The organism is uncultured Formosa sp. (genome assembly GCF_947500765.1).
Lineage (GTDB): Bacteria > Bacteroidota > Bacteroidia > Flavobacteriales > Flavobacteriaceae > Formosa.
This window is the reverse complement of sequence record NZ_CANMTH010000002.1, coordinates 301224-323768: the sequence shown is the minus strand read 5'-3', so window position 1 is coordinate 323768 and position 22545 is coordinate 301224. Positions and strand designations below refer to the sequence as shown.

At 31.7% G+C, this 22545-nt stretch carries 18 protein-coding genes and 1 tRNA gene; 8 read left to right on the top strand and 11 right to left on the bottom strand.

The features are described from left to right. Nucleotides 1–3: 3 nt before the first annotated feature. Nucleotides 4–2190: a carboxy terminal-processing peptidase gene (locus Q1B05_RS04485; protein WP_299778037.1), complete on the bottom strand. Its 2187-nt coding sequence runs from the start codon at nucleotides 2188–2190 to the stop codon at nucleotides 4–6. 154 nt (nucleotides 2191–2344) lie between these two features. On the opposite strand from Q1B05_RS04485, the gene surE reads away from it, so the two are divergent. From surE to Q1B05_RS04460, 5 genes are all read left to right on the top strand, one after another. Beyond that, nucleotides 2345–3121: a 5'/3'-nucleotidase SurE gene (surE, locus tag Q1B05_RS04480; RefSeq protein ID WP_299778035.1), complete on the top strand. Its 777-nt coding sequence runs from the start codon at nucleotides 2345–2347 to the stop codon at nucleotides 3119–3121. Next, entirely contained in the window at nucleotides 3114–3398 is a 285-nt protein-coding gene (locus Q1B05_RS04475) for a hypothetical protein (protein WP_299778033.1), read from the top strand. The genes surE and Q1B05_RS04475 overlap by 8 nt, the downstream gene beginning before the upstream one ends. After that, nucleotides 3398–4516 (top strand): lipid-A-disaccharide synthase, encoded by a 1119-nt coding sequence (gene lpxB / locus Q1B05_RS04470; RefSeq protein WP_299778031.1) that lies wholly within the window; start codon nucleotides 3398–3400, stop codon nucleotides 4514–4516. Before Q1B05_RS04475 ends, lpxB begins: the two co-directional genes overlap by 1 nt. A gap of 1 nt (nucleotide 4517) precedes the next feature. After that, nucleotides 4518–5078 (top strand): C40 family peptidase, encoded by a 561-nt coding sequence (locus Q1B05_RS04465; protein WP_299778028.1) that lies wholly within the window; start codon nucleotides 4518–4520, stop codon nucleotides 5076–5078. A gap of 103 nt (nucleotides 5079–5181) precedes the next feature. After that, complete coding sequence (locus tag Q1B05_RS04460; RefSeq protein ID WP_299778026.1) at nucleotides 5182–7122, top strand: ComEC/Rec2 family competence protein; 1941 nt, start codon at nucleotides 5182–5184, stop codon at nucleotides 7120–7122. A 5-nt stretch (nucleotides 7123–7127) separates the two neighbouring features. Here the strand turns inward: Q1B05_RS04460 and Q1B05_RS04455 are convergent, their stop codons facing one another. From Q1B05_RS04455 to Q1B05_RS04440, 4 genes are all read right to left on the bottom strand, one after another. Beyond that, on the bottom strand, nucleotides 7128–7673 hold the full coding sequence (locus Q1B05_RS04455) for a thioredoxin fold domain-containing protein (RefSeq protein ID WP_299778024.1): 546 nt from the start codon (nucleotides 7671–7673) through the stop codon (nucleotides 7128–7130). Between the two features lie 114 nt (nucleotides 7674–7787). Then, nucleotides 7788–9368, bottom strand: coding sequence for a peptide MFS transporter (locus Q1B05_RS04450; RefSeq protein WP_299778022.1), 1581 nt, complete (start codon nucleotides 9366–9368; stop codon nucleotides 7788–7790). A 39-nt stretch (nucleotides 9369–9407) separates the two neighbouring features. Continuing rightward, nucleotides 9408–10775, bottom strand: coding sequence for a peptide MFS transporter (locus tag Q1B05_RS04445; RefSeq protein WP_299778020.1), 1368 nt, complete (start codon nucleotides 10773–10775; stop codon nucleotides 9408–9410). A 38-nt stretch (nucleotides 10776–10813) separates the two neighbouring features. Further along, complete coding sequence (locus Q1B05_RS04440; protein WP_299778018.1) at nucleotides 10814–12964, bottom strand: S9 family peptidase; 2151 nt, start codon at nucleotides 12962–12964, stop codon at nucleotides 10814–10816. Nucleotides 12965–13176: 212 nt separating this feature from the next. On the opposite strand from Q1B05_RS04440, the gene Q1B05_RS04435 reads away from it, so the two are divergent. Further along, nucleotides 13177–14496, top strand: coding sequence for a hydroxymethylglutaryl-CoA reductase, degradative (locus Q1B05_RS04435; protein WP_299778015.1), 1320 nt, complete (start codon nucleotides 13177–13179; stop codon nucleotides 14494–14496). After that, entirely contained in the window at nucleotides 14496–15401 is a 906-nt protein-coding gene (locus tag Q1B05_RS04430; RefSeq protein ID WP_299778013.1) for a GYDIA family GHMP kinase, read from the top strand. The genes Q1B05_RS04435 and Q1B05_RS04430 overlap by 1 nt, the downstream gene beginning before the upstream one ends. Before the next feature lie 117 nt (nucleotides 15402–15518). On the opposite strand, the gene Q1B05_RS04425 is transcribed toward Q1B05_RS04430, so the two are convergent. The 6 genes from Q1B05_RS04425 to Q1B05_RS04400 all read right to left on the bottom strand — a co-directional run bounded on the left by Q1B05_RS04425 (nucleotide 15519) and on the right by Q1B05_RS04400 (nucleotide 22290). Continuing rightward, nucleotides 15519–17642: a SurA N-terminal domain-containing protein gene (locus Q1B05_RS04425; protein ID WP_299777990.1), complete on the bottom strand. Its 2124-nt coding sequence runs from the start codon at nucleotides 17640–17642 to the stop codon at nucleotides 15519–15521. A gap of 107 nt (nucleotides 17643–17749) precedes the next feature. Further along, the gene (locus Q1B05_RS04420) at nucleotides 17750–19042 is read right to left on the bottom strand and encodes a hemolysin family protein (RefSeq protein ID WP_299777989.1); all 1293 of its coding nucleotides are present in this window, start codon (nucleotides 19040–19042) and stop codon (nucleotides 17750–17752) included. Between the two features lie 9 nt (nucleotides 19043–19051). Continuing rightward, complete coding sequence (locus tag Q1B05_RS04415; protein WP_299777988.1) at nucleotides 19052–19240, bottom strand: hypothetical protein; 189 nt, start codon at nucleotides 19238–19240, stop codon at nucleotides 19052–19054. 38 nt (nucleotides 19241–19278) lie between these two features. Then, nucleotides 19279–19800 carry an LPS export ABC transporter periplasmic protein LptC gene (gene lptC / locus Q1B05_RS04410; protein WP_299777986.1) on the bottom strand — a complete coding sequence of 174 codons (522 nt, stop codon included), beginning with the start codon at nucleotides 19798–19800 and terminating at the stop codon, nucleotides 19279–19281. A gap of 32 nt (nucleotides 19801–19832) precedes the next feature. Then, on the bottom strand, nucleotides 19833–21215 hold the full coding sequence (locus Q1B05_RS04405) for a hypothetical protein (protein ID WP_299777984.1): 1383 nt from the start codon (nucleotides 21213–21215) through the stop codon (nucleotides 19833–19835). A gap of 343 nt (nucleotides 21216–21558) precedes the next feature. Continuing rightward, on the bottom strand, nucleotides 21559–22290 hold the full coding sequence (locus tag Q1B05_RS04400) for a type III pantothenate kinase (RefSeq protein ID WP_299777982.1): 732 nt from the start codon (nucleotides 22288–22290) through the stop codon (nucleotides 21559–21561). A gap of 99 nt (nucleotides 22291–22389) precedes the next feature. On the opposite strand from Q1B05_RS04400, the gene Q1B05_RS04395 reads away from it, so the two are divergent. Next, nucleotides 22390–22465: transfer RNA gene (locus tag Q1B05_RS04395), tRNA-Phe, on the top strand. Nucleotides 22466–22545: the final 80 nt, after the last annotated feature.

Below are 22545 nucleotides of genomic sequence, written 5' to 3'. Positions count from 1 at the left end.
TATTTATTTATTTGATGAAGATGAAGATGCTGTTGATTGTGTTTTATAATCTGATTTTAGCGTTTCTGCCGCAGCTACTTTTTTCATAGAATAAGACATTTTTAAATCTTCAAGAACATTTACGGCTTCTTCTACATAAACATCTTGTGTTAAATTTTCGTGCCAGCGATCACGCTTTTCTTTTAACGTTGAATCTTTTGCAAAAAGTGCTTCTTCGTATGGTAAAGAGGAATACGTTAAATTAGATTTATAATCTGAAATTTGCTCAAAACGTTTTGCTTCATCTTCGTTTAAGGTTAACTTTTCTTTATATTTTTTATAATTTAAATTGAATGTATTTTCATCCATTTTAAGTTTAATCCATTTTGCATTTTCAGCAATAAGATTAAGCTGAGCATTATTACTCATACGCTCTTTACTTTTATTAATAGTAGAATCGTAATCGAAATAACCATTCCATAACGTATAATCTGCTGCTTCAATTTTATCCCATGGTAATGGATTTTCTTGATCCTTTTCACCTATATCAATAAAACTGTAACGGTCCGGAACAACAACATCACTTTTAACACCTTCTAATTGTGTAGAACCACCATTAATACGATAGAATTTTTGAGTTGTTAATTTAAGTGCTCCTAAATCTCCGTTACTATTATTACGAACCATACGGTTTAAATCTAAAACATTCTGAACTGTTCCTTTACCGTAAGTTTGCTTACTACCTATTATAATACCACGTTTATAATCTTGCATAGCGGCTGCCAAAATTTCTGAAGCCGAAGCCGATAACTCGTTCACTAAAATTACTAGTGGTCCGTCCCACTCTATAGATTCGTCTTTATCTCTTAAAATTTCTTTTGGTTCTCCAGTAGAGCGTACTTGCACTACAGGTCCGTCTTTAATAAATAACCCGGCCATATCTACAACGGTTTGTAAGGAACCACCTCCGTTATTTCTTAAATCTAGAACAAGACCTTCCATGCCTGCTTCTTTTAATCTGTCTATTTCTATTTTAATATCTGAAGCTGCATTTCTACTATTATAATCTTCAAAATCCACATAAAATTTTGGAAGATTAATTATTCCATATTTTATATTTTCTTTAGTAACAATAGACGATTTCGCATACGTTTCTTCAAGTTCAACAATATCTCGAACAATTGAAATTTCCTTAGTTGTACCATCTACTTTTTTAACGGTTAAGAACACCGTTGTTCCTTTTGGGCCTTTAATAAATTTAATAGCATCGTCTAAACGCATACCTACTATATTAACAGCTTCTTTCTCGTCTTCTTGGCGTACTTTTAAAATAGCATCTCCAACTTCCAACTCTTTTCCTCTCCAGGCAGGACCTCCTGAAATAAGTTCCATAATTTTAACGTTATCCATTTTCTTTTGAAGTCGAGCTCCAATACCTTCTAATTTTCCAGACATTTGTTCATCGAATCTGTCTTTATCTTCAGGAGCAAAATAAAATGTATGCGGATCGAAACCTTCTACCACAGCATTTACATACATGGTAAACCAATCATTACGTTCTAAATCGTCTATATAATCTGTGTAATAATTATCTATAGATTTTAATGTAGCTTCTCGAGATTCTTTTTCCATCTCTTTATCAGACATGACTTTATATTTAGAATCTTCATCCTTTTTAAGCTTCTCTTCACCTTTTAAATCGTCGTAATTAGAAATGGTTGAAAACTTAAGTTGTTGTCTCCAACGGTTTCTCATTTCCTTTTTAGAATTTACATAAGATTTCTTTTCATAATCTACATTAAATTCTTCGTCTACAGAATAATCAAAAGGTTCGTTTAAAATAGACTTATAAAGCACTTTAGACTCTTCCATTCTCTGCAATAAACGTTCATGAGTAATGTTAAAGAATGTAATATCGTACTCTTTTAATTGATCGTCTATGTTGTCCTTGTATTTTTCGAATTCCTTAATATCAGATTCGTAAAAATATCGTTTTAGAGGATCTATTGCCGTTAAATAATTTGTGTATACTTCTTCAGAAAAATTATCGTCTAGAGCTTTAGGATCGAAATGACCACGCTCAAGTACATAAGTAATCACTTGAATTAATAATTTATCTTTATCTGGGTTGCTAAACGTTTTAGTAGTAAAGCTGCAAGAAGCCGAAGCCAATAACAATAATAGTACTAAATATCTGTAATTCCTTTTCATAAGCCTATAAAAATGCATCGTATATTTTTCACTAAAGTAGAGAAAAAACTATGCCAATAAAAATCCATTAAAGGTAATTTTTTGTTAAACTAAACAATTTTGAAGTTTCAGCGAGATTTTATGTATTTTAGCATAGCTATTTAAAAGAACAAATATGTCTAAAAAGCCCCTCATTTTAGTTGTTAATGACGACGGCATAACTGCCCCAGGAATAAGAACTTTAATAAAAATAATGAACACCATTGGAGATGTTGTTGTAGTTGCTCCTGACAGCCCACAAAGCGGAATGGGACACGCTATAACAGTAGATTCTACTTTATATGTTGAAAAAATTACAGTAGATAAAGGCCCTCAAGAAGATTATAGCTGTTCGGGTACGCCCGCAGATTGCGTAAAGTTAGGTGTACGTGAAATATTAAAAAGAAAACCAGATTTATGTGTTTCTGGAATTAATCATGGTTCTAATTCTTCTATAAATGTAATTTATTCAGGAACAATGAGTGCTGCTATAGAAGCTGGTATTGAAGGCATTCCTGCTATTGGTTTCTCATTATTAGATTATAATTGGAGTGCAAATTTTGCACACACAGAATCTTTTATAAAAACCATTACACTTAATACATTGGAACATGGATTGCCTCTAGGCGTGGTCTTGAACGTAAACATCCCTAATGTTCCTAAAAAAGATATAAAAGGAATTAGAGTGTGCAGACAAGCACGTGCCAATTGGGTCGAGAAATTTGATAAAAGACAAAGCCCAATGGGTAAAGATTATTATTGGTTAGCTGGAACATTCGAAAATCTAGATCAAGGCGAAGACACCGATGAATGGGCCTTAGAAAATAATTACGTTTCTATTGTGCCTGTACAATTCGATTTAACCGCCTACCAAAGTATAAAAGAAATTAACACTTGGCATTTTAATGATTAAAAAAGAAGTTTTTATAGGATTAATAGTTGGTATTATAGCCAATGCAATGGGGTTATTTTTAGCTGCTTTATTACTTGGTCGTGGCGATAACGTTACTACAGTAATAAGAGCTGCTGCTACCGAAGGATTTTTAGGAAAACTAATAAGTATTGGTGCTATTTTAAATTTAGTAGCATTTTTTATTTTTATAAAAAAACGACAAGACTATAGAGCAAGAGGTGTAATACTAGCTACAGTTGGTATTGCTATTTTTACTTTTATTTTTAAATTTTTATAATGAAATATTACATTATTGCAGGAGAAGCCTCGGGAGATTTACACGGCTCAAATCTAATGAAAGCGTTACAACAAGTTGACACAAACGCTGATTTCAGATTCTGGGGTGGAGATCTTATGCAAAATGTAGGAGGTACTTTAGTTAGCCATTATAAAGAGCGTGCTTTTATGGGGTTTGCTGAAGTCTTCATGAATTTATCTAAAATATTAAAAGCTATATCGTTCTGCAAACAAGATATTGCAAAGTATAATCCTGATGTAATTATTTTTATAGACAACTCTGGATTTAATTTACGTATAGCAAAATGGGCTAAGCAACAAAATTACCGTACCAATTATTACATATCTCCACAGGTTTGGGCCTCTAGAGCAGGACGTGTTAAAAAGATAAAACACGACATAGATGCTATGTATGTAATACTGCCTTTTGTGAAATCATTTTACGATACTTACAATTACGACGTTACCTTTGTTGGACACCCTCTAATAGATGCCATTTCAGACAGACCTCAAGTTGATGAGTCTGAATTTAGATCTGAACATGCTTTAAACGACAAACCAATTATAGCTATTTTACCAGGCAGCAGAAAGCAAGAAATAAATAAAATGCTTACTGTTATGCTAAGTATTATTAATGAATATCCCGATTATCAATTTGTAATAGCAGGAGCACCAAGTCAAGATTACAGCTATTATCAGCAATTTATAAAAAACACAGATGTCCATTTTATAGCCAATAAAACATACGATTTACTTAGCGTCTCTTATGCTGCATTAGTCACTTCTGGAACAGCAACTTTAGAAACGGCCTTATTTAAGGTACCACAAGTAGTGTGTTATAAAGGCAGTTGGTTATCCTACCAAATTGGGCGCCGTATTATTACATTAAAATATATTTCTTTGGTGAATTTAATTATGGATAAACCCGTAGTTACAGAACTAATTCAGGATGAATTTAATTCAGTTAGTTTAAAAAAAGAATTAGACCTTATTTTAAACCCTTACCAACGCACAAAATTCTTTATTAATTATTACGATTTAGAGAAAAAACTTGGCGGAAAAGGTGCGAGCAAAAAAACTGCCGAACATATTTACAATGCCCTAAAACAAGATGCCTAATATGCATAAATTATCCATTTTATTTTGCTTACTTATTTGCGTAAGCAGCTGTAAATCATCAAAAAAAGCCACCTCTTATAAAAGATCTACAGAAGTATCTATTCCTTCAAAATCTGTTGAAAGAACTAAAAACAGAAACAGTGATTTATTAACTCCTGAAAACACAGACGACCTGAAACCTCTAAGCATTGAATTAATAAATTATGCAAAGCAATTTGAAGGTGTTAAATACAAATACGGAGGGACAACTACAAAAGGGATGGATTGTTCTGGTTTAGTTTATGAAACCTTTAAAGCTTACGATATTAATTTACCCAGAGTCTCTCGAGATATGGCTCAAGAGGGTTCTGAAATAGATATTGAAAACGTAAAAGCTGGAGACTTATTATTCTTCCACACTAATCCGAAACGTAATACTATTAATCATGTTGGATTGGTTGTATCTTCTAGAACAGGAAGTGTAGAGTTTATACATGCCTCAACAAGTAAAGGTGTTATAATATCTTCACTGGCAGAACGTTACTGGTATTATTCTTTTAAAGAAGCACGCAGAATACTCTAATTATTAGTATCTTACTGTTATGAAGTTAAGTCGCTTTATAATAGTAAAACTCACATTTTTTCTCATACTTGGTATATGTTTAGGATATTTCTTAAACATAACAATGTTATGGAGTATTCTTGCATGTGTGCTATTACTTGGTATTCTTTTTCTGACTTTAAAATTAAATAAGCAACGCTTTGAATCACCTATTTCATTTGGAATTATTGCGTTTGTTTTAATGATTTCTATCGGAATATTAAGCGTTAATGTACATAATCAACGATTACGGAACTCTCATTATTCTCATACTGAACTTCCTATAAAATCTATCACTTTTCAGATAAAAGATGTACTTAAATCCAGTGCATATTACGATAAATACGTAATTAATATCTTAAAGCTTAACGATAAAAATGTTTCAGGCACATCGTTATTAAACATCGAAAAAGACACTTTAGTTGAACGTTTTAAAATTAATGAAACATTTCTGACCATAGACGTTCTTCAAGAAATTCTACCTCCCTTAAATCCGAATCAATTTAATTACAAACAATACCTGGAACGACAGTATATTTACAATCAGATAACCACCAATCGGAATAGATTATTAAGACACCAAGATTCTGACACATCTCTTTTAGGCGTTGCCCATGCCTTAAATACAAACATTCATAACAAGTTAGAAGCATATCCTTTTGGTACTGATGAGCTCGCAATACTTAATGCATTATTACTCGGGCAACGTGAAGACATTTCGGAAACATTATATACAAATTATACGAAAGCAGGAGTGATTCATATACTTGCAGTGTCTGGATTACACGTAGGAATATTATTATTAATTCTGAATTATATTTTATCTCCATTTGAACGTATTAAACATGGTAGGATAATAAAAACCATATGCATTATTATTTTAATGTGGTGTTTTGCAATTTTAACCGGTTTGTCTCCATCAGTAAGTAGAGCAACCCTTATGTTTACTTTAATTTCTATTAGCTTAAATTCTAACAGACCATCTAATATTTATAATACGGTAGCAATCTCTATTTTTATATTACTTCTATGGAAGCCTATGCTGTTATTCGATGTCGGATTTCAGTTAAGTTATGCCGCTGTATTAAGCATAGTAACCTTTCAACCGAAACTGAATACATTATGGGTTCCTAAAAACAAACTGAGTAAAATATTCTGGAACACACTAACGGTAACTACAGCAGCACAAATAGGAGTTTTGCCATTAAGTATTTATTATTTTCATCAGTTTCCGGGCTTATTCTTCCTTTCAAATCTTATAATTGTACCTGTATTAGGGTACATTTTAGGCTTAGGTATTCTTATAATCGTATTGGCTTCTGTTCAGCTTTTACCAAATATTTTAGTTCATCTTTTTAATGAAACGATTAGCTTTATGAATGGATTTATAGGTTGGATTGCTAGTCAGGAGCAATTTATTTTTAATTCCATTTCGATTGAACTTACCACACTTTATGGAATCTACACTATACTATTTTGCTTGCTTTACGTTTATACGAGTCCAAAATTTAAATCGGTTGCTATAGTTTTATTTGCATGTATTGGATTTCAAACCACTTTAATTTATAATAAGTGGTCTCAGCATACTTACGAATGGATTTTATTTCATAAAAACAGACAAAGTCTAATAACTTACAAAAATGAAAATCGATTAAAAATATACGGTTCAGATTCTTCAGACATATCAAAAGTATATCCTTTAAAAGGGTATTTAATTTCAAAAGACATAAAGAGGCACACATGCGAGCCATTGAAATCAGTTTATAGTATAAATAACAAGACGCTACTTGTAATTGATAGTTTAGGAGCCTATAACGTAAAGTCTTTTAAGCCACATTTTGTTTTGCTTAGCCATTCTCCTAAAATAAACTTAACACGCTTAATTGACTCCATAAACCCTAAAGAAATTATAGCAGACGGTAGTAATTATAAATCGTATATAAAACAATGGGAAAAGACATGTAAACACAAAAAAATCCCTTTCTACCAGACAGGTAAAAAGGGAGCTTATATTTTTAAACACTAATTTTTTTACTCTACAAACTCTGGAACAAACGCTTCAAAATAGGCATTTACAACTTCCTGATTATCTAATTCTTTATACTTGTCTGTCGAAAATAATTTTAAATACAGTTCTAATTGTTGTGGTGATTGGTAACCACGAACTGGCGTAATAACTTGAGCTGCCTCGTCTAAAAAGACAATAGTTGGATAGGCATTTACGCCTAATGCTCTTGTAAATTCATGTACACTATTTCTTTGATTTTCTTTTGCTGGGTTAAAATTTGGATTGCCATAAGTATTCTCTTGATACGTGATAGACTCTTTCCCTTCTGCATTAAATTTTACAGCATAAAAGTTAGCATTCACATATGCCGCAACATCTTTATTTTGGAATGTATTTTTGTCTAACATTTTACAAGGACCACACCAATTGGTATATGCATCCATCATTATTTTTTTAGGTGTTGTTTTCTGAAGTTCTAAAGCTTCATTAAAAGTTAACCAATTAATTTCTTGAGCATTTATAAGTCCTCCCGTAAACATAAGAACCAATAGTAATAATTCTTTCTTCATAGTTGTAAACATTTCATTTAATAATAAAAACACTTGTATCTATTGTATGTGGTCTAAAATACAAAAAGCACCTTACAACGAAGATGCTTTTTAATAATTTTAACCTTATTATTTCTAGTGCACACCGTGCATTAATTTATTCATTTTTGGTGTTAAAGCCATTACTAATAACCCTGCACAAATTGGTATTATTGTGAAGATTAAAAAGAATGTACTCATATCATAAGCTGCTGTAATCTTATCGATAAGTCCACCCGAATAACCTGCTACTTTATTTCCTAAACCAACAGCAATATACCAAAGACCAAACATCATCCCTATTTTAGCTGCAGGCACTAACTTACTAACATAAGACAACCCTACAGGCGATAAAGATAATTCTCCTAAAGTATGAAGTAAATAAGCTAATATTAACCAAACTACACTAACAGAAGCCGTTTGTGCACCTTGAGGAATACTTGCAGAACCATAAGCTAAGACTCCGAAGCCTAACCCTAACAAAATTAAACCAATACCAAATTTTACTGTTGCTGGAGGATTGTATTTACTTTCCCAAATTTTAGAGACTAAAGGCGCAAACGCAATAATATAAAAAGAGTTTAAAATTCCGAACCATGAGGCTGGAATTTCAGTACTTTCCTGATCAAATTGTACTTTAAGCATATATATTACTATACTCCAAATAATAGCAAAACTTAAACCTAAGGCTAAATTTGATATTTTGTATTTACTAAAAGTTATTTTGAAAAGTTGTAATAATACATAAGTAATAATCATTAAAGGCACTACAGTTAGCAACGTATTTGCTATTCTAAAAACCATAGCCGAGTTTCCTTCTAAAACACGGTTTGTATAATCTGATGCAAAAATGGTCATAGAACCTCCAGCTTGCTCAAACGCAGCCCAAAAGAATATGGTAAAGAAGGCAAGAATCGCGACTACAATATATCTATCTCTCTGAACATATCCAGGAACAACTTCTTCATTATCTCCATTGCCATCCTCGTCTACATCCTTATGCCCTTCATCATAATCTAGGGTTTCTCTTGGAGACAATCCTATTCTTCCAAAAATAGTCTGAGCCAACCAAAACTGAACCATTCCTAAAAACATAAATATTCCAGCTAAACCAAAACCAAAATGCCATCCAATAGATTCACCAACATAACCACAAAGTAAGATTCCTAAGAAAGCACCGGCATTAACACCCATATAAAATATAGTAAATGCCCCATCCTTTTTGTCTTGTGCTTTTATGTAAACACCATTTATAATAGATGTAATATTCGGCTTAAATAATCCGTTTCCTGCAACTAATAATCCAATACCTAAATACAAACTCCATGGCGTATCGAAAGCCATTGCAGCATGACCTAAGGTCATAATTAAAGCCCCAATAGCCACAGAACGTCTGTAACCAAAAAACTTATCTGCTAGAAAACCGCCTAAAATTGGAGAAAAATAAACCAACATGGTATATGTTCCGTAAAGTCCTAATGCATCTTCTCTACTCCAAGCCCAACCGCCATCCATAATGGCAGAGGTTAAGAACAATACGAAAATGGCACGCATTCCATAATAAGAAAAACGCTCCCACATTTCAGTAAAGAATAATACGAACAGCCCTGAAGGGTGTCCCATTAAAAGTTTTCGGTTCATATCAGAACCTTCAAATCTAAAATTTGTTGCACTCATTGTTAATTATTTATATTTTGCCCTAAACTAGTACTCCTTTTAATGAGCCATTTCATGTTCATCATCTTCTGCACCGTGGGTTAAGACTTCTAATTTCTTTCTAAAAAGCAACATTAGTAATCCAAAACCAACACAAAAAACAGCTATTCCTGTAAAAATAGTGTATTCACCTAAACTTTCTGAAGCTTCACCTAAAAGACCTGCCACTTTATTACCAATACCTGTCATTGCAAAATATACTCCCATAATTAGTGAGGCATATTTTACTGGAGCTAGTTTAGTAATATATGAAAGCGCTACTGGAGATAAAGAAAGTTCTCCTACCGTATGAAATAAATAAGCTAAAACTAACCAATACATTGCAGATCCTCCTTGTCCATCGACAACTGGTCCATTTACATTAAATTGTGCTGCTGCTGCTGTCATAAAAAAGAATCCCATTCCCATAATAATAAGCCCAACAATCATTTTAAAAAGTGAAGTAGATACTTTTCCTTGTAGTTTTCTTTTTGCCCAAAAACCTGCAACTGTAGTTCCTAGTAAAATAATAAACATGGCATTAAAAGATTGGAACCATGATGCAGGAAAGTCAAACCCCATAATCAATCTATTTGTTTTTTCTGAAGCATAAATATTCATTAATCCACCAGCTTGCTCGAAAGCCCCCCAGAAAACAATCACTAAAAAGAAAGAAATAAACAACACAATAATTCTATCTTTTTCAATTTTAGTTAAAGATTTGTTTTGATCTACTAAATCTTCAGATCCTTCTTCATGACTTAAGGCATCATGTAAATATTTCTGTCCAGCGATATACTGAATTAAACCTAAAGCCATCCCGATACCTGCTAATCCGAAACCGTAATGCCACCCATAGACTTCTCCAACATATCCAACAATAATACTAGACAAGAATGCGCCAACATTTATTCCTATATAAAATATTGTAAATCCTTTATCTCGTCTTATATCTCCTTTTTTATATAAACCACCAACCATGGTAGAAATGTTTGGTTTTAATAAACCAACACCTAGAATTATTAAAGCTAATCCGCTATAAAACGCCCACATTTCTTCAACAGCAAGAATACCATGACCTGCAACTAACAGAATTCCTCCATATAAAACGGCTCTTTTCTGACCAAAAAACTTATCGGCTAACCAACCTCCTGGAATTGAAGACACATATACTAACATAGTATACCAACCATATAATGCTAATGCTTCTCCATTTGTCCAACCTAATCCAGCATTTGTAGTTTTAGTTTCTGCTACTAAATACAATACTAGAATAGCACGCATTCCGTAAAAAGAAAATCGTTCCCACATCTCGGTAAAGAACAATACGTACAATCCTACAGGATGACCAAATAATTCTTTCTGTTTAACATCAATCGTATCTGCCATAAGTTTTATGTAATTAAAGTTTTATATAAGTTTAGTTATTATTTAATTTTATCTCCTAATTTCTGATCTAAGAAATTTGTCATTTTAGTATATAAATGCAGTCTTGTATTACCACCATAAATACCATGATTATTATCAGGGTAAAGCATCCATTCAAACTGTTTATTTGCTTGAATTAAGGCTTCAATCATTTGCATTGAATTCTGAACATGAACATTATCATCTCCAGTTCCGTGCACTAACAAAAAGTCGCCTTTAAGTTTATCTACATGATTAATGGGTGAGTTCTCATCGTAACCAGAAGGATTTTCTTGAGGTGTTGTCATGTAACGTTCTGTGTAAATAGAATCGTAAAATCTCCAGCTTGTAACAGGCGCAACTGCAATTGCCATTTTAAAGACATCGTTTCCTTTAAAAATAGCATTACTACTCATAAAACCACCAAAACTCCATCCCCAAATTCCAATTCGTTCTTTATCTATATAAGTTAAATCTCCTAATTGTTTTGCTGCTTGTATTTGATCTTCTAATTCGTATTTCCCTAATTCTTTTTGTGTAACTTTTTTAAACGCGGCGCCTTTAAAGCCAGTACCACGACCATCTACACATGCAATAATATATCCTTTTTGGGCAAGCATTTCGTACCAAAAATCGTTTGCTCCTAACCATGTATTGGCTACGCTTTGAGATCCTGGACCTGAATATTGAAACATTAATAATGGATATGTTTTAGAAGCATCAAAATTAGAAGGCTTGATCGTCCACATGTTTAAATCGTTACCGTTTACATTTAACGTACTAAATTCTTTAGAAGAGATATTGTATGAAGCTAATTGATCTTTTAATTCTTTATTATCTTTAATTACTTTAATTATTTTTCCGTTTTTAGCTCTATTTAAAGTATACAAAGGAGGGGTTGATACGCTAGAATACGTATTAATGAAGTATGTAAAATTAGCACTAAAAGAGGCTGAATTTGTACCTTCTTTATCTGATAAACGTGTTTTATTTTTCCCTTGTAACGAAATGCTATACACATCACGATTAATAGAACCGTTTTCTACAGACTGATAAAATATCTTTTCAGTTTTTTTATCATAACCATAATAGTTAGTAACTTCCCAATTACCAGTTGTAATTTGATTAATTAGTGTGCCGTCCTTTTTATAGTGATATATATGGTTATATCCATCTTTTTCGCTAGTCCATATAAAACTATTATCATCTAAAAACGTTAAGTTATCTGTAACATCTACATAAGCATCATCCTTATCTGTAAGAACTAATTTGGAGGTCATTCTAGAAGCATCTATCATCCATAAATCCAATTCATTTTGATGCCTGTTTGTATATTGTGCACTTAACACATCTGCTTCGTTAGTCCATTTAATTCTTGGAATATAAAAATCAGTATAGCTTTTATCTAAAGTAACTTCAGACGTTTTATTTTTAGTTAAATCGAATATATGAAGAGAAACCTCTGAATTTGCCTCACCAGCCTTTGGGTATTTAAAAACATCTTGTTCTGGATATAAATTAGTTCCATAAACATCCATTGAAAATTCAGGAACTTTAGTTTCATCAAATCTTATATAGGCAATTTTATTACTAGCAGCATTCCACTCAAAAGCACGAACAAAAGCAAATTCTTCTTCGTAAACCCAGTCTGTAATTCCATTAATAATTTTATTATCTACACCATCTGAAGTGATTTTAGTCGTTTCCCCCGTCTTTAAATTTTTTATAAAAAGATTATTATTTAATCCGTAAGCTACTTTTGTACCATCTGGAGAAAATGTTGGTTCTTGAATTTTTTCTTCAGAAACTGATATTGTTTTTTTTGTAGAAGTATCAAAAACAAAATAATAACCTAGTGTTGAACGTCTAAAGATAGACTCGACTTGCGTAGCTAAAAGGACCTTGGTTTCATCTTTATTAAATGTGTAATCTGTAAAATATTCAATATCTGATAAATCGCCAGAATTTACTAAACTTTTTACTTTACTTAACGTCTTATAATCGTAAATATCTATAGCCGTAGTTCGTGTTTCTCTATCAAAATCTAACACAGAATATTCTTTCCCATTGGTCATAGAATGTAAAGATTCCATGCGATTTGTTCTGAAACTACCATTCCAAATATCTTCTAAAGTGATCTGTTTTTGTTGAGCCGAAACTGAGCCTGTCATTAGAATAAATAACAGTAATAAAGGAGTGTAATACTTCACGAATAATTGTTTATAAATTAGTTAAAATTGGAGAATTTTAAAAAGCCCCCAAGTTTAATAAAAATTAACGAAATTACCGCTTCAATTAACAGTTTATATAGACAATACAATGGGTTTAATCTGTATTTTACCTCTAATAAGTACTATCTTTGTTCTGTTTAAATTAAAATTGAATGAACGATAAAACAATTTCTGGCTTTTCAAAACTATCAAAATCAAAAAAAATAGATTGGATTATTAATACGTATCTTCCTAAACAAGAAGATGCTAAAAAAATTCTGGAACGATATTGGAATTCTGATGAAAAACTTCAACAACTTCACGACGAATTTATAGAAAACACCATTTCAAATTACTATTTACCGTTAGGTGTTGCACCTAATTTCTTGATTAACAACAACATGTATGCCATACCAATGGCTATAGAAGAAAGTTCTGTGGTTGCTGCTGCTAGTAAAGCTGCTAAATTCTGGTTAGATCGTGGCGGATTTAAAACTTCTGTTATTTCTACAACAAAAATTGGCCAGGTACATTTTATGTATCAAGGTGATAAAACACACCTAAAAACCTATTTTAACAATATAAAACCACAACTTTTAAATGCAGTAAAACCACTTTCTAAAAACATGGAAAAACGTGGTGGTGGTATTTTAGATATTGAATTACGCGATAAAACAGATGATATTCCTAACTATTTTCAGCTACATGTTTCTTTTGAGACTGCAGATGCCATGGGGGCAAATTTCATTAATTCTTGTCTAGAACAATTTGCTAAAACATTTAAAACAGAAGCATTAAATTTTGAACAATTTACAGCAGAAGAACAACAGATTGAAATTGTAATGAGCATACTGTCTAACTATGTTCCAGATTGTTTAGTACGTGCAGAGGTAAGTTGTAAAGTTGAAGAGTTAACTGAAAATAAAACCATCTCGGCACAAGAATTTGCCAATAAATTTATACAAGCGGTAACTATTGCCGAAATAGAACCTTTTAGAGCCGTTACACATAATAAAGGTATTATGAATGGTATTGATGCTGTGGTTTTAGCTACAGGTAATGACTTTAGAGCAGTTGAAGCAGGCGTACATGCTTATGCCTCTAGAAACGGATCTTACAGTAGTTTATCGCATGCTAAAATTGAAAACGGCATATTTACATTTTGGATGGAAATCCCTTTAGCATTAGGGACCGTTGGCGGATTAACAAACTTACATCCTTTAGTAAAATTAGCTTTAGAAATGCTTGGAAAACCATCGGCTAAAGAATTAATGCAAATTATTGCCGTTGCTGGTTTAGCGCAAAATTTCGCAGCCTTACGTTCGCTAACAACAACAGGTATTCAAGAAGGCCACATGAAAATGCATTTAATGAATATTTTAAATCAGTTTGAAGCTAACTCCGAAGAAAAAATCACCCTCGTAAATCATTTTAAAACACATGCTGTATCGCATAGTGCTGTTGTTGAAGCATTAGAAAAACTACGCCAATAATGAACCGATTTTATAGCAATGGCAAACTATTAATTACTGCTGAATATTTAGTCTTAAACGGAGCTGAAGCGCTAGCACTACCCACTAAATTCGGTCAATCGCTTACAGTAGAAGAGAATCAAAGTGACTATTTAAACTGGCAGAGTTTTGACAACACAAATATGCTTTGGCTGGAAGCAAAATTCGTCTTAAAAGATGGTAAACTACAGTCTAAAACAGATAACGAGCTAACAAATAGGTTAGCCTCTATATTAAATACTGTTATAGTTCTGAATCCAGAGTTTTTGAAACACAACATCGGATACAACATAAAAACCCATTTAGATTTTCCTACAAATTGGGGGTTAGGCACATCGTCTACACTAATAAACAATATAGCTAATTGGGCAAAAATAGACCCATATAAGCTACTTAAACTTACTTTTGGAGGTAGCGGATATGATATTGCTTGTGCATCAAACAACTCGCCTATTACATATGCATTAGAAAAAAAATTACCAATAATAAAACCTATTGTTTTTCATCCTGATTTTTCTAAACATATATATTTTGTTCACTTAAACCAGAAACAAAACAGTCGCGAAGGTATTGCGCATTATAAATCTAACACATCAGATAAATCTAAAGCAATTACGGCCGTTAATGCGATTACTAAAGCACTAATTACCTGTACAGATTTTAATTCTTTCAACAGCTTAATTGAAGCGCATGAAGTTATTATTTCAGACATTATTAATTTAAAACCGGTAAAACACACCTTGTTTCCTGATTTTTCTGGAAGTATTAAAAGTTTAGGTGCTTGGGGTGGTGATTTTGTTATGGTAACCTCTAAAGGCAACCCTACAACATATTTTAATCAAAAGGGATATCACACAATTTTACCCTATCAAGATATGATTCTATAATACACTTTTAATTAAGCACACAAGAATCAGCTGTTTTTTTATAGCTCAACAAAACATTATAAAACAAAAAAAAATCCTCATCTAACGATGAGGATTTTATATATATTAAACTGTGATTTATTGAACAGTTTCTGCTCTATTATCATCAATTTCTGAAGCATCTTTTAAAGCTTCGTATAATTTAGTATTTACTGCGTTTGCTTTTTGTTGACCAACACGGTTAGCAAAAGCTTGGTAATTTTCTAATTCTGCTGCTGGTGAAACTTTAGTAACTTCAACCATATAAACACCGTTCTCTCCTACAATTAATTTAGACGTTTCTCCTTCTTTTAAACCAAAAGCAGCACCAACAATAATTGGTTCTCTACCTGCACCAGAAATGGTTGGGTTTTTCATATTTATAGAAGAAGCTGTTTTAATAGTTTGTTTTTCATCTGAAGCTAAAGCATCTAAAGTTGTAGCTTTAACACGGTCTTTAATTAAGGCCGCTTTTTTCTCTTTACGTAATTTAGGAACTACAATTGCAGATGCATTCTCTACAGACATTAAACCCGCTTCGTTTTTAGCAGCAAGTTGTACGATTGCATATCCGCCAGAAATATTAAAACGTTTTACATCTCCTACTTTAGTTTCTTCATTAAAAGTCCAACGTACTATTTGACGCTGACTACCTAAACCAGGAATATTTTCTTGAAGAATCTCAATTCCTTTAACAGGACGTACAGTATAATTGTTTTCTTTAGATACCGCTTGAAAGTCTTTATCTGCTACTGCGATTTCAAATTTAGAAGCATCTCTAAATACTTTATCTACTGTTTCGTCAGATGGCTCAATAGTTCTAGCAATAGTTGCAATTTTAACAGCTCTCTCTTTAGAAGTCTGATCTAATATTTCAATAACATGGTAACCAAAGTCTGTTTTCACAACACCAATATCACCTTTACTATTTTGGAACGTATAGTCTCTAAATTCTGGCACCATAGCATTGTATGTAAACCAATCTAAAACACCTTCTTTTTCATTACTCACTTTATCTGCAGATAAATCTAACATATCTACAAATTTAGCTGGATTAGCTTTTACAACCGCCATAACACTGTCTGCAGTTTTCTTAGCTTGAACTTCTGTTTGTGTAGTCTCTGCAGTTGCTCCACGAGATCCAATAAATGGAATTAAAATGTGTCTAGCTTTTGCTGAATCAGGAATAAATGTTTCAGCAACTAATTTAGATAATTTTAAAAACCCATTATCTTTATATGGTCCGTAAACACTTCCAACACTTTCATTATATAAATTATCTGCTAAATTTTTAGCTAAAGCCGATTTAAAAACAAAACGGTTATCGTATTTAATATCTGAATTAGAATTCACGAAAGTTTCGTTATCTTTTACTTTTGCAAAACCTAATAGTGTATCGTTCGTTTTAGTAAGGTCGTTATAAACTACAGAATTATTTAATAAACCAGATAAAGCAGAAGAAATCTCTTTTTCGTCTTCTAAAGAAGCAACTTCTCTAAACTCTACATAATTGATATCTCTAGACGCTTCAACTTGAAATTCTTTATTGTGGTCTTTTATATAACTAGAAATTTCAGATTTAGAAACAGATACAGTACTATCAGAAATTGATGAAAATGGTACTTGTACATATCTAATATCTACTTTATTATTCTCTAAGCCATGCTCTACTTTTCCTTCAGCCAAAGTTCCTGTAACACCAGCCTTAACCATGTTTACATAATCTTGTTGCATACCTGCCGAAGCGATAGATTGTTCATAATCGATCCATTGTTGGTAAGCTTCTTGAGAAGTTGCTTTTAGGTTAGCAATATATTCGTTTAGTTTATTCTCGTCGAATAATCCAACTTCATTTTGAAATTCTGGGCTACTTGCTAAGTTCGTTTTTAACAAGTCTCTCATTTGATCACGCTCAACAGTGAATCCTAAATTTTCATATTGAGACTCCATAACGGCTTGTCTAACTTCTTGTTCCCAAACACGATTCATTGCTTGCGTATTTGTTACTCCTTGTCCCATTTGTCTTTGTGCGTACTCAACTTTACGTAAAAAATCTTCTCTAGAAATTTCTTTACCATTAATTGTAGCTACAACATTTTGGGATTTACCCGCTAAAGCACTTCCATTTTGGAATAATCCAGAAAGTACAAAAGAGAATAATGCTAGTGCAATAATTAGGATTAAGAAAAGTGAACGTTGTCTAATTTTATTTAAAACTGCCATTTGTCATTTAAATTATATGAAATATTGGGCGCGAAAATACCATTTTCCTTTTAATAATAAAAGGAGAAAACACCAAATAATTCATTTAATTTGTATGAATTAAAAAATTAATCGGGGTTAACTATGGTAAGTCCGACTAAGTCTATTTTAGTATTTGATACTTCTAGAATTGTAAATTCGAAATCATTGATGACAACAACTTCGTCTTGTTCTGGAATTTCTTCGGTATGATTAACAATAAAACCACCTAAAGTTTCATAGTTTTCGCTTTCAGGAATGTTTAATTTGTAGTTTTCATTTAAATAATCGACTTCAATTCTTGCTGAAAAAGTATAGTTTTTATCATCTATTTTTTCTTCAATCAAATCTATCGTATCGTGCTCATCTTCAATCTCTCCAAACAGTTCTTCAATAATATCTTCAACAGTCATAATTCCAGATGTACCTCCATATTCATCTAAAACAACAGCAATACTCTTTCGTTTTTTAATTAAAACACTCAAGACATCTTTAATTAACATAGTTTCCGGCACCAACTCTACAGGAAGTATTATAGATTTAATTGATTTTGGTTTTTTAAAGAGTTCGAACGAATGCACATACCCTAAAATATCGTCTATTGTTTCTTTATAAACTAAAATTTTAGAACATCCAGACTCTATTATTAAAGTGTTTAAATTTTTTGTAGGTTCCAGAATTTCTACTGCGATTATTTCTGTTCTAGGCACCATAACTTCTCTAGCCTTAACTTCTGAAAATTCTAATGCATTTTGAAAAATCTGAATTTCTGAATCTATTTCGTCGCTTTCTTCAACAGATTGCATTTGTTCGGAAATATAATTTCCAAGTTCTACTTTAGTAAATGCGAGTTGTACTTGATCGCCTTCTGTTTTAAAAAAACGTCTTAAAACAAAGTTAGAAACCCATAGTACAAAATCTGAAATCAGACTGAATAGCCAATAAAAGAAGTACGCCGGAACTGCAAAAAATTTAATTAAAGAGTTTGCGTAAATCTGAAAAAAAACTTTAGGTAAGAATTCTGCTGTAATTAAAATAATAAGCGTAGAAACTACTGTTTGTGTTAATAAACTTAAATCATTCAGCATATAATTTACAATTGCTGAATTTGAATTTAATAGCATAGATTGAAACCAATTTACCAGCAAATCGCCCATAAAAAAACCATAAATAACCAAAGCAATATTGTTACCAATAAGCATGGTTGCAATAAATTTTGAAGGTTTTGCGGTTAGTTTGGTTAATACTTTTGCTAAGAACCCTTTTTGCATTTTTTCTATTTCAATATGGATTTTATTAGACGACACGTAGGCAATCTCCATACCTGAAAAAAATGCAGATAGAATTAAAGAAACAACAATAATGATGATAGCAGAAGTCATCTATAGCAATTAGTCTTTATTATCAAATTTTTTATTGAATTTCTGTCTAAAGAAAAACATAAAAATTGCGGCAACACAAAGTATTAGTGAAGCATAAGTAATTGTTCCTGTTGCCATGTATTTAGAAATAACATCGTATAAAAACACAACAGCAAATATTAAATAAGCGTATTGAAAAAGCTTAAATGATTTATTCATGATTGATATAAAAATTAATTTTATGTAAAGGTAACTAATTATTCGTCAAGTGTAATAATTCCGTTAATTTCAAGTACTTCTGCTTCTTTAAAATTAACATCAGAATCGAAACCATTTCCATTTATAATATCTCCTTTAGTTCTAAAAGTAACTGGTAAATTTGTAGACAACCATTGTTTATTTTGGTCGTAAAATAATTGTTTAGCAAACAATGTATCATTAGTAGAAGTTGCTAACACAACATTACCTTGCATATCTATTAAGCCTGTTTTATCGTACACAATGGCATAATCTGCAATAACAGTACTTTTATTCTTGTCTTTATCGTATAAATACAAGTGCACTCCTTCTGTAAATTCTGAAAAAGAAAATTCACGATTAGAATAATCTAACATTTTCGGGCTAATCAAATTGGCTTTAAGCTTCCCAGAATCGGTATATTTAAGATTAATATGTTCTGCAATACCAATTGGCTCGTTTGTAGACCTAGTTAATTCGTTAACCTCACTTCTGTTTTTACTACAAGAAACAAACATGGTCATAGCAATAGCTATGACCATGAATAAACTTTTATAATGTTTTAAAAACATGTTTATAGATTAGGAACCGTTACACTTAATCCAATCCAACATCCAATATTGATAGTTTGACCCGCATTACCTTCAGAGAAAATATCTGATTTCTGAGGTGCTTTAGCTCTATAATTAGCAGCAGCTTGTGATGCATGAGATTTTAATGTTGGATCTACACGACCAGCACTAGAAGCTTCGTTTGCAGCTAACCAGAATACAGCACGTTTATTAAATGTAGAGTCTCCACAGTTGTTTGCACTTGCAGCATACATAGAAGCAATTTGTAAGTGAGGACGACCGTTAGATGGGTTTAATTTTAAAGCTTCGCGATAGTAGCTTCTTGCTTTAGAGTATGAATGACTTCTTTTTAATTTATCAGCAATTTTACTATATAATTTTGCTTTTTTGTAAGAGTCTGTTTCTAAACTTAAAGCTTGTTCGTAATACTTAATAGCTTCGCTTGTTTTGTTTTCTTTATCTTTTAAGATCCCTAAATAATAAGCAGAGTTTGCAGAAGGATTTAAATTATGATATGCGTTTACTAATTTAAAGAATAAAGGATCGCTTGTACATTCTTTATCAGACATTTTACCAGCAGCTCTTTGTAACCAAACAGCATCTGTTTTATGTGATTCGAAATCTTTCTCGTATAAAGGAATTAAGTTTTCACAGTTTGCACGTTCACCTAACTTACCATCAATACTACCAGAAATTTGATCGTAAGCATTTAAGTAACTCTCGTAAGGCTTCTTAAGTTTTATTTCTTTACTTGTTAAAGTAGCACCTGACTCTTCCTTTTCGATTATCTTATTTAAATTTGCAGAGAAGTTTGCAACTTCTTCATCTATTTTCTCTACAACATCATCATATTTATTAAATAAATCTTGAGCTGTTTTTTGTTTAGCATCATATAAATCTACCATTAAAGAAAAGTACGTATATAAACTTTTAGGGTTTTTAAAATTCTTTTTATCTGTGGTAAAACCTTTATCAAAAGTATCATAAACTTCTAAATCAGTTAACCCCAATTCAGCTTTGTGCTCATACATCAATTGTCCTTTTTTAGCCAACAACTCTCCTTGAGAAGATCTGCTTGGAAAATTAGTTAATTCTTCTTCCCATAACTTCATTAAATCTTCGATGTATGCTTTTTTCTCTGCACCCGTAGAATTTTCAATCTTATAATCTAAGATTTTATCCCCATCAATAATAATTGCTTTATTAAATTTAGGACAAGCTTTTCTAACTTCCATCCAAGGCGTATAAGCTGCATCGTAATTTTTAGCTTTTACATATTCGTGAAAAATAGATAATTTAGTAGTACATTCTTCTTGAGTTTGGGCAAAACCGCTTGTTAAGCCTAAACATAATACTGCTACTATTAAAGTAACTTTCATTTTCATAATTTTTTTTTTTGAGTAAAGTTAATCATAATTCCATGCAACGAATAATCCTTCGTTTTTAAAAATAATGCGGTGCTAAAGTTAAGAAAGTTTTCTTTAATTCAGCACTTGTTTAATATTCCTCTTCTTCTTTTTCGAATCCTACAAAAATAATCGAATAAAAAACAATATTTGCTAATCTAACACCAAAAGACATGCCAAAGTTATTCAAAATATCATTTTTAATAAGCATAATTATAAATTCTAATCTAAATTTGTTAAAGTATAGAACAGATACAGGTCTCTATATTAAGTATCTTTTTAATGATTTAAGCAAAAATTAAAATCTAAACAGGCTTATTAGTTACTTGCCTGAGTTAAATTGTAAAATATAATTTAATCCTTCTAAGAGAAAATTAGAGTTAACAAATATGCTACTTTTTAATTGCTTGAACAAGAAATCTGAATCGCCTCCTGTTAAAATAATTGTTAAATTTCCATACTTTTCTTGGTATCTAGAAATAGTCCCTTCAATTTCATTTAAAATTCCATACACTATTCCTGAATGAATTGATGCATTCGTAGAATTACCAATAAGTTCAGAGGGTTGTTCTGGTAATAATAACGGCAACTTAGAAGTATAATTATTTAATGCTTTATATCTTAAATTTAATCCAGGTGAAATTCCACCTCCAAAATATTCTGACTCACTAGAAACAAAATCGTAAGTAATACATGTTCCTGCGTCAATTATAAGTACATTTTTATACTTAAATTGATGCACTGCTGCGCAAACCAAAGCAACTCTATCTATACCTAATGTTTTAGGAGTTGCATAACGATTAAGAAAAGGAACTGGAGTCTCTTGATCTAAAATCAATAATTCGCATGATTTTTTTAATTCAAAAACATCAATTTCTGTTAAAGTTCCAACCGAAGACATGATGCCTTTTTTTATATTTTGATGCTTTTCAATAAATTTTTTGAGATTTTCAAAAAAATGTTCTGCATCAACTGTTTTTTTATCCAAAATCCTATCCCCTTCAAAAACAGCAAGTTTTACAAAAGAATTCCCTACATCAATTATTAAATTCATAGTAATTATTTAAAAAACGAATTTACGAAAGTAATTTTTTATAAAAATGTTTTGGAGAACTAAAAAAAGCGTGTATATTTGCACTCGCAATTACGCACTGGTGCCTTAGCTCAGTTGGTAGAGCAAAGGACTGAAAATCCTTGTGTCCCTGGTTCGATTCCTGGAGGCACCACCAGAAAACCCTGAAAACATTATGTTTTCGGGGTTTTTGTTTTTACAACAAATCCTCAAATCACTTATTTAATCTCAATACTT

Bases quoted from the DNA above. Each gene is read 5' to 3' on its own strand.
- Q1B05_RS04485 (WP_299778037.1), bottom strand. From the start codon at position 2,190: ATGAAAAGGAATTACAGATATTTAGTACTATTATTGTTATTGGCTTCG.
- Q1B05_RS04405 (WP_299777984.1), bottom strand. From the start codon at position 21,215: ATGAAAATGAAAGTTACTTTAATAGTAGCAGTATTATGTTTAGGCTTA.
- Q1B05_RS04440 (WP_299778018.1), bottom strand. From the start codon at position 12,964: ATGACAGGCTCAGTTTCGGCTCAACAAAAACAGATCACTTTAGAAGAT.
- Q1B05_RS04445 (WP_299778020.1), bottom strand. From the start codon at position 10,775: ATGGCAGATACGATTGATGTTAAACAGAAAGAATTATTTGGTCATCCT.
- Q1B05_RS04430 (WP_299778013.1), top strand. From the start codon at position 14,496: ATGAACCGATTTTATAGCAATGGCAAACTATTAATTACTGCTGAATAT.
- Q1B05_RS04460 (WP_299778026.1), top strand. From the start codon at position 5,182: ATGTTATGGAGTATTCTTGCATGTGTGCTATTACTTGGTATTCTTTTT.
- Q1B05_RS04465 (WP_299778028.1), top strand. From the start codon at position 4,518: ATGCATAAATTATCCATTTTATTTTGCTTACTTATTTGCGTAAGCAGC.
- Q1B05_RS04420 (WP_299777989.1), bottom strand. From the start codon at position 19,042: ATGACTTCTGCTATCATCATTATTGTTGTTTCTTTAATTCTATCTGCA.
- Q1B05_RS04455 (WP_299778024.1), bottom strand. From the start codon at position 7,673: ATGAAGAAAGAATTATTACTATTGGTTCTTATGTTTACGGGAGGACTT.
- Q1B05_RS04400 (WP_299777982.1), bottom strand. From the start codon at position 22,290: ATGAATTTAATAATTGATGTAGGGAATTCTTTTGTAAAACTTGCTGTT.
- surE (WP_299778035.1), top strand. From the start codon at position 2,345: ATGTCTAAAAAGCCCCTCATTTTAGTTGTTAATGACGACGGCATAACT.
- Q1B05_RS04415 (WP_299777988.1), bottom strand. From the start codon at position 19,240: ATGAATAAATCATTTAAGCTTTTTCAATACGCTTATTTAATATTTGCT.
- lpxB (WP_299778031.1), top strand. From the start codon at position 3,398: ATGAAATATTACATTATTGCAGGAGAAGCCTCGGGAGATTTACACGGC.
- Q1B05_RS04425 (WP_299777990.1), bottom strand. From the start codon at position 17,642: ATGGCAGTTTTAAATAAAATTAGACAACGTTCACTTTTCTTAATCCTA.
- Q1B05_RS04475 (WP_299778033.1), top strand. From the start codon at position 3,114: ATGATTAAAAAAGAAGTTTTTATAGGATTAATAGTTGGTATTATAGCC.
- Q1B05_RS04450 (WP_299778022.1), bottom strand. From the start codon at position 9,368: ATGAGTGCAACAAATTTTAGATTTGAAGGTTCTGATATGAACCGAAAA.
- lptC (WP_299777986.1), bottom strand. From the start codon at position 19,800: ATGGTCATAGCTATTGCTATGACCATGTTTGTTTCTTGTAGTAAAAAC.
- Q1B05_RS04435 (WP_299778015.1), top strand. From the start codon at position 13,177: ATGAACGATAAAACAATTTCTGGCTTTTCAAAACTATCAAAATCAAAA.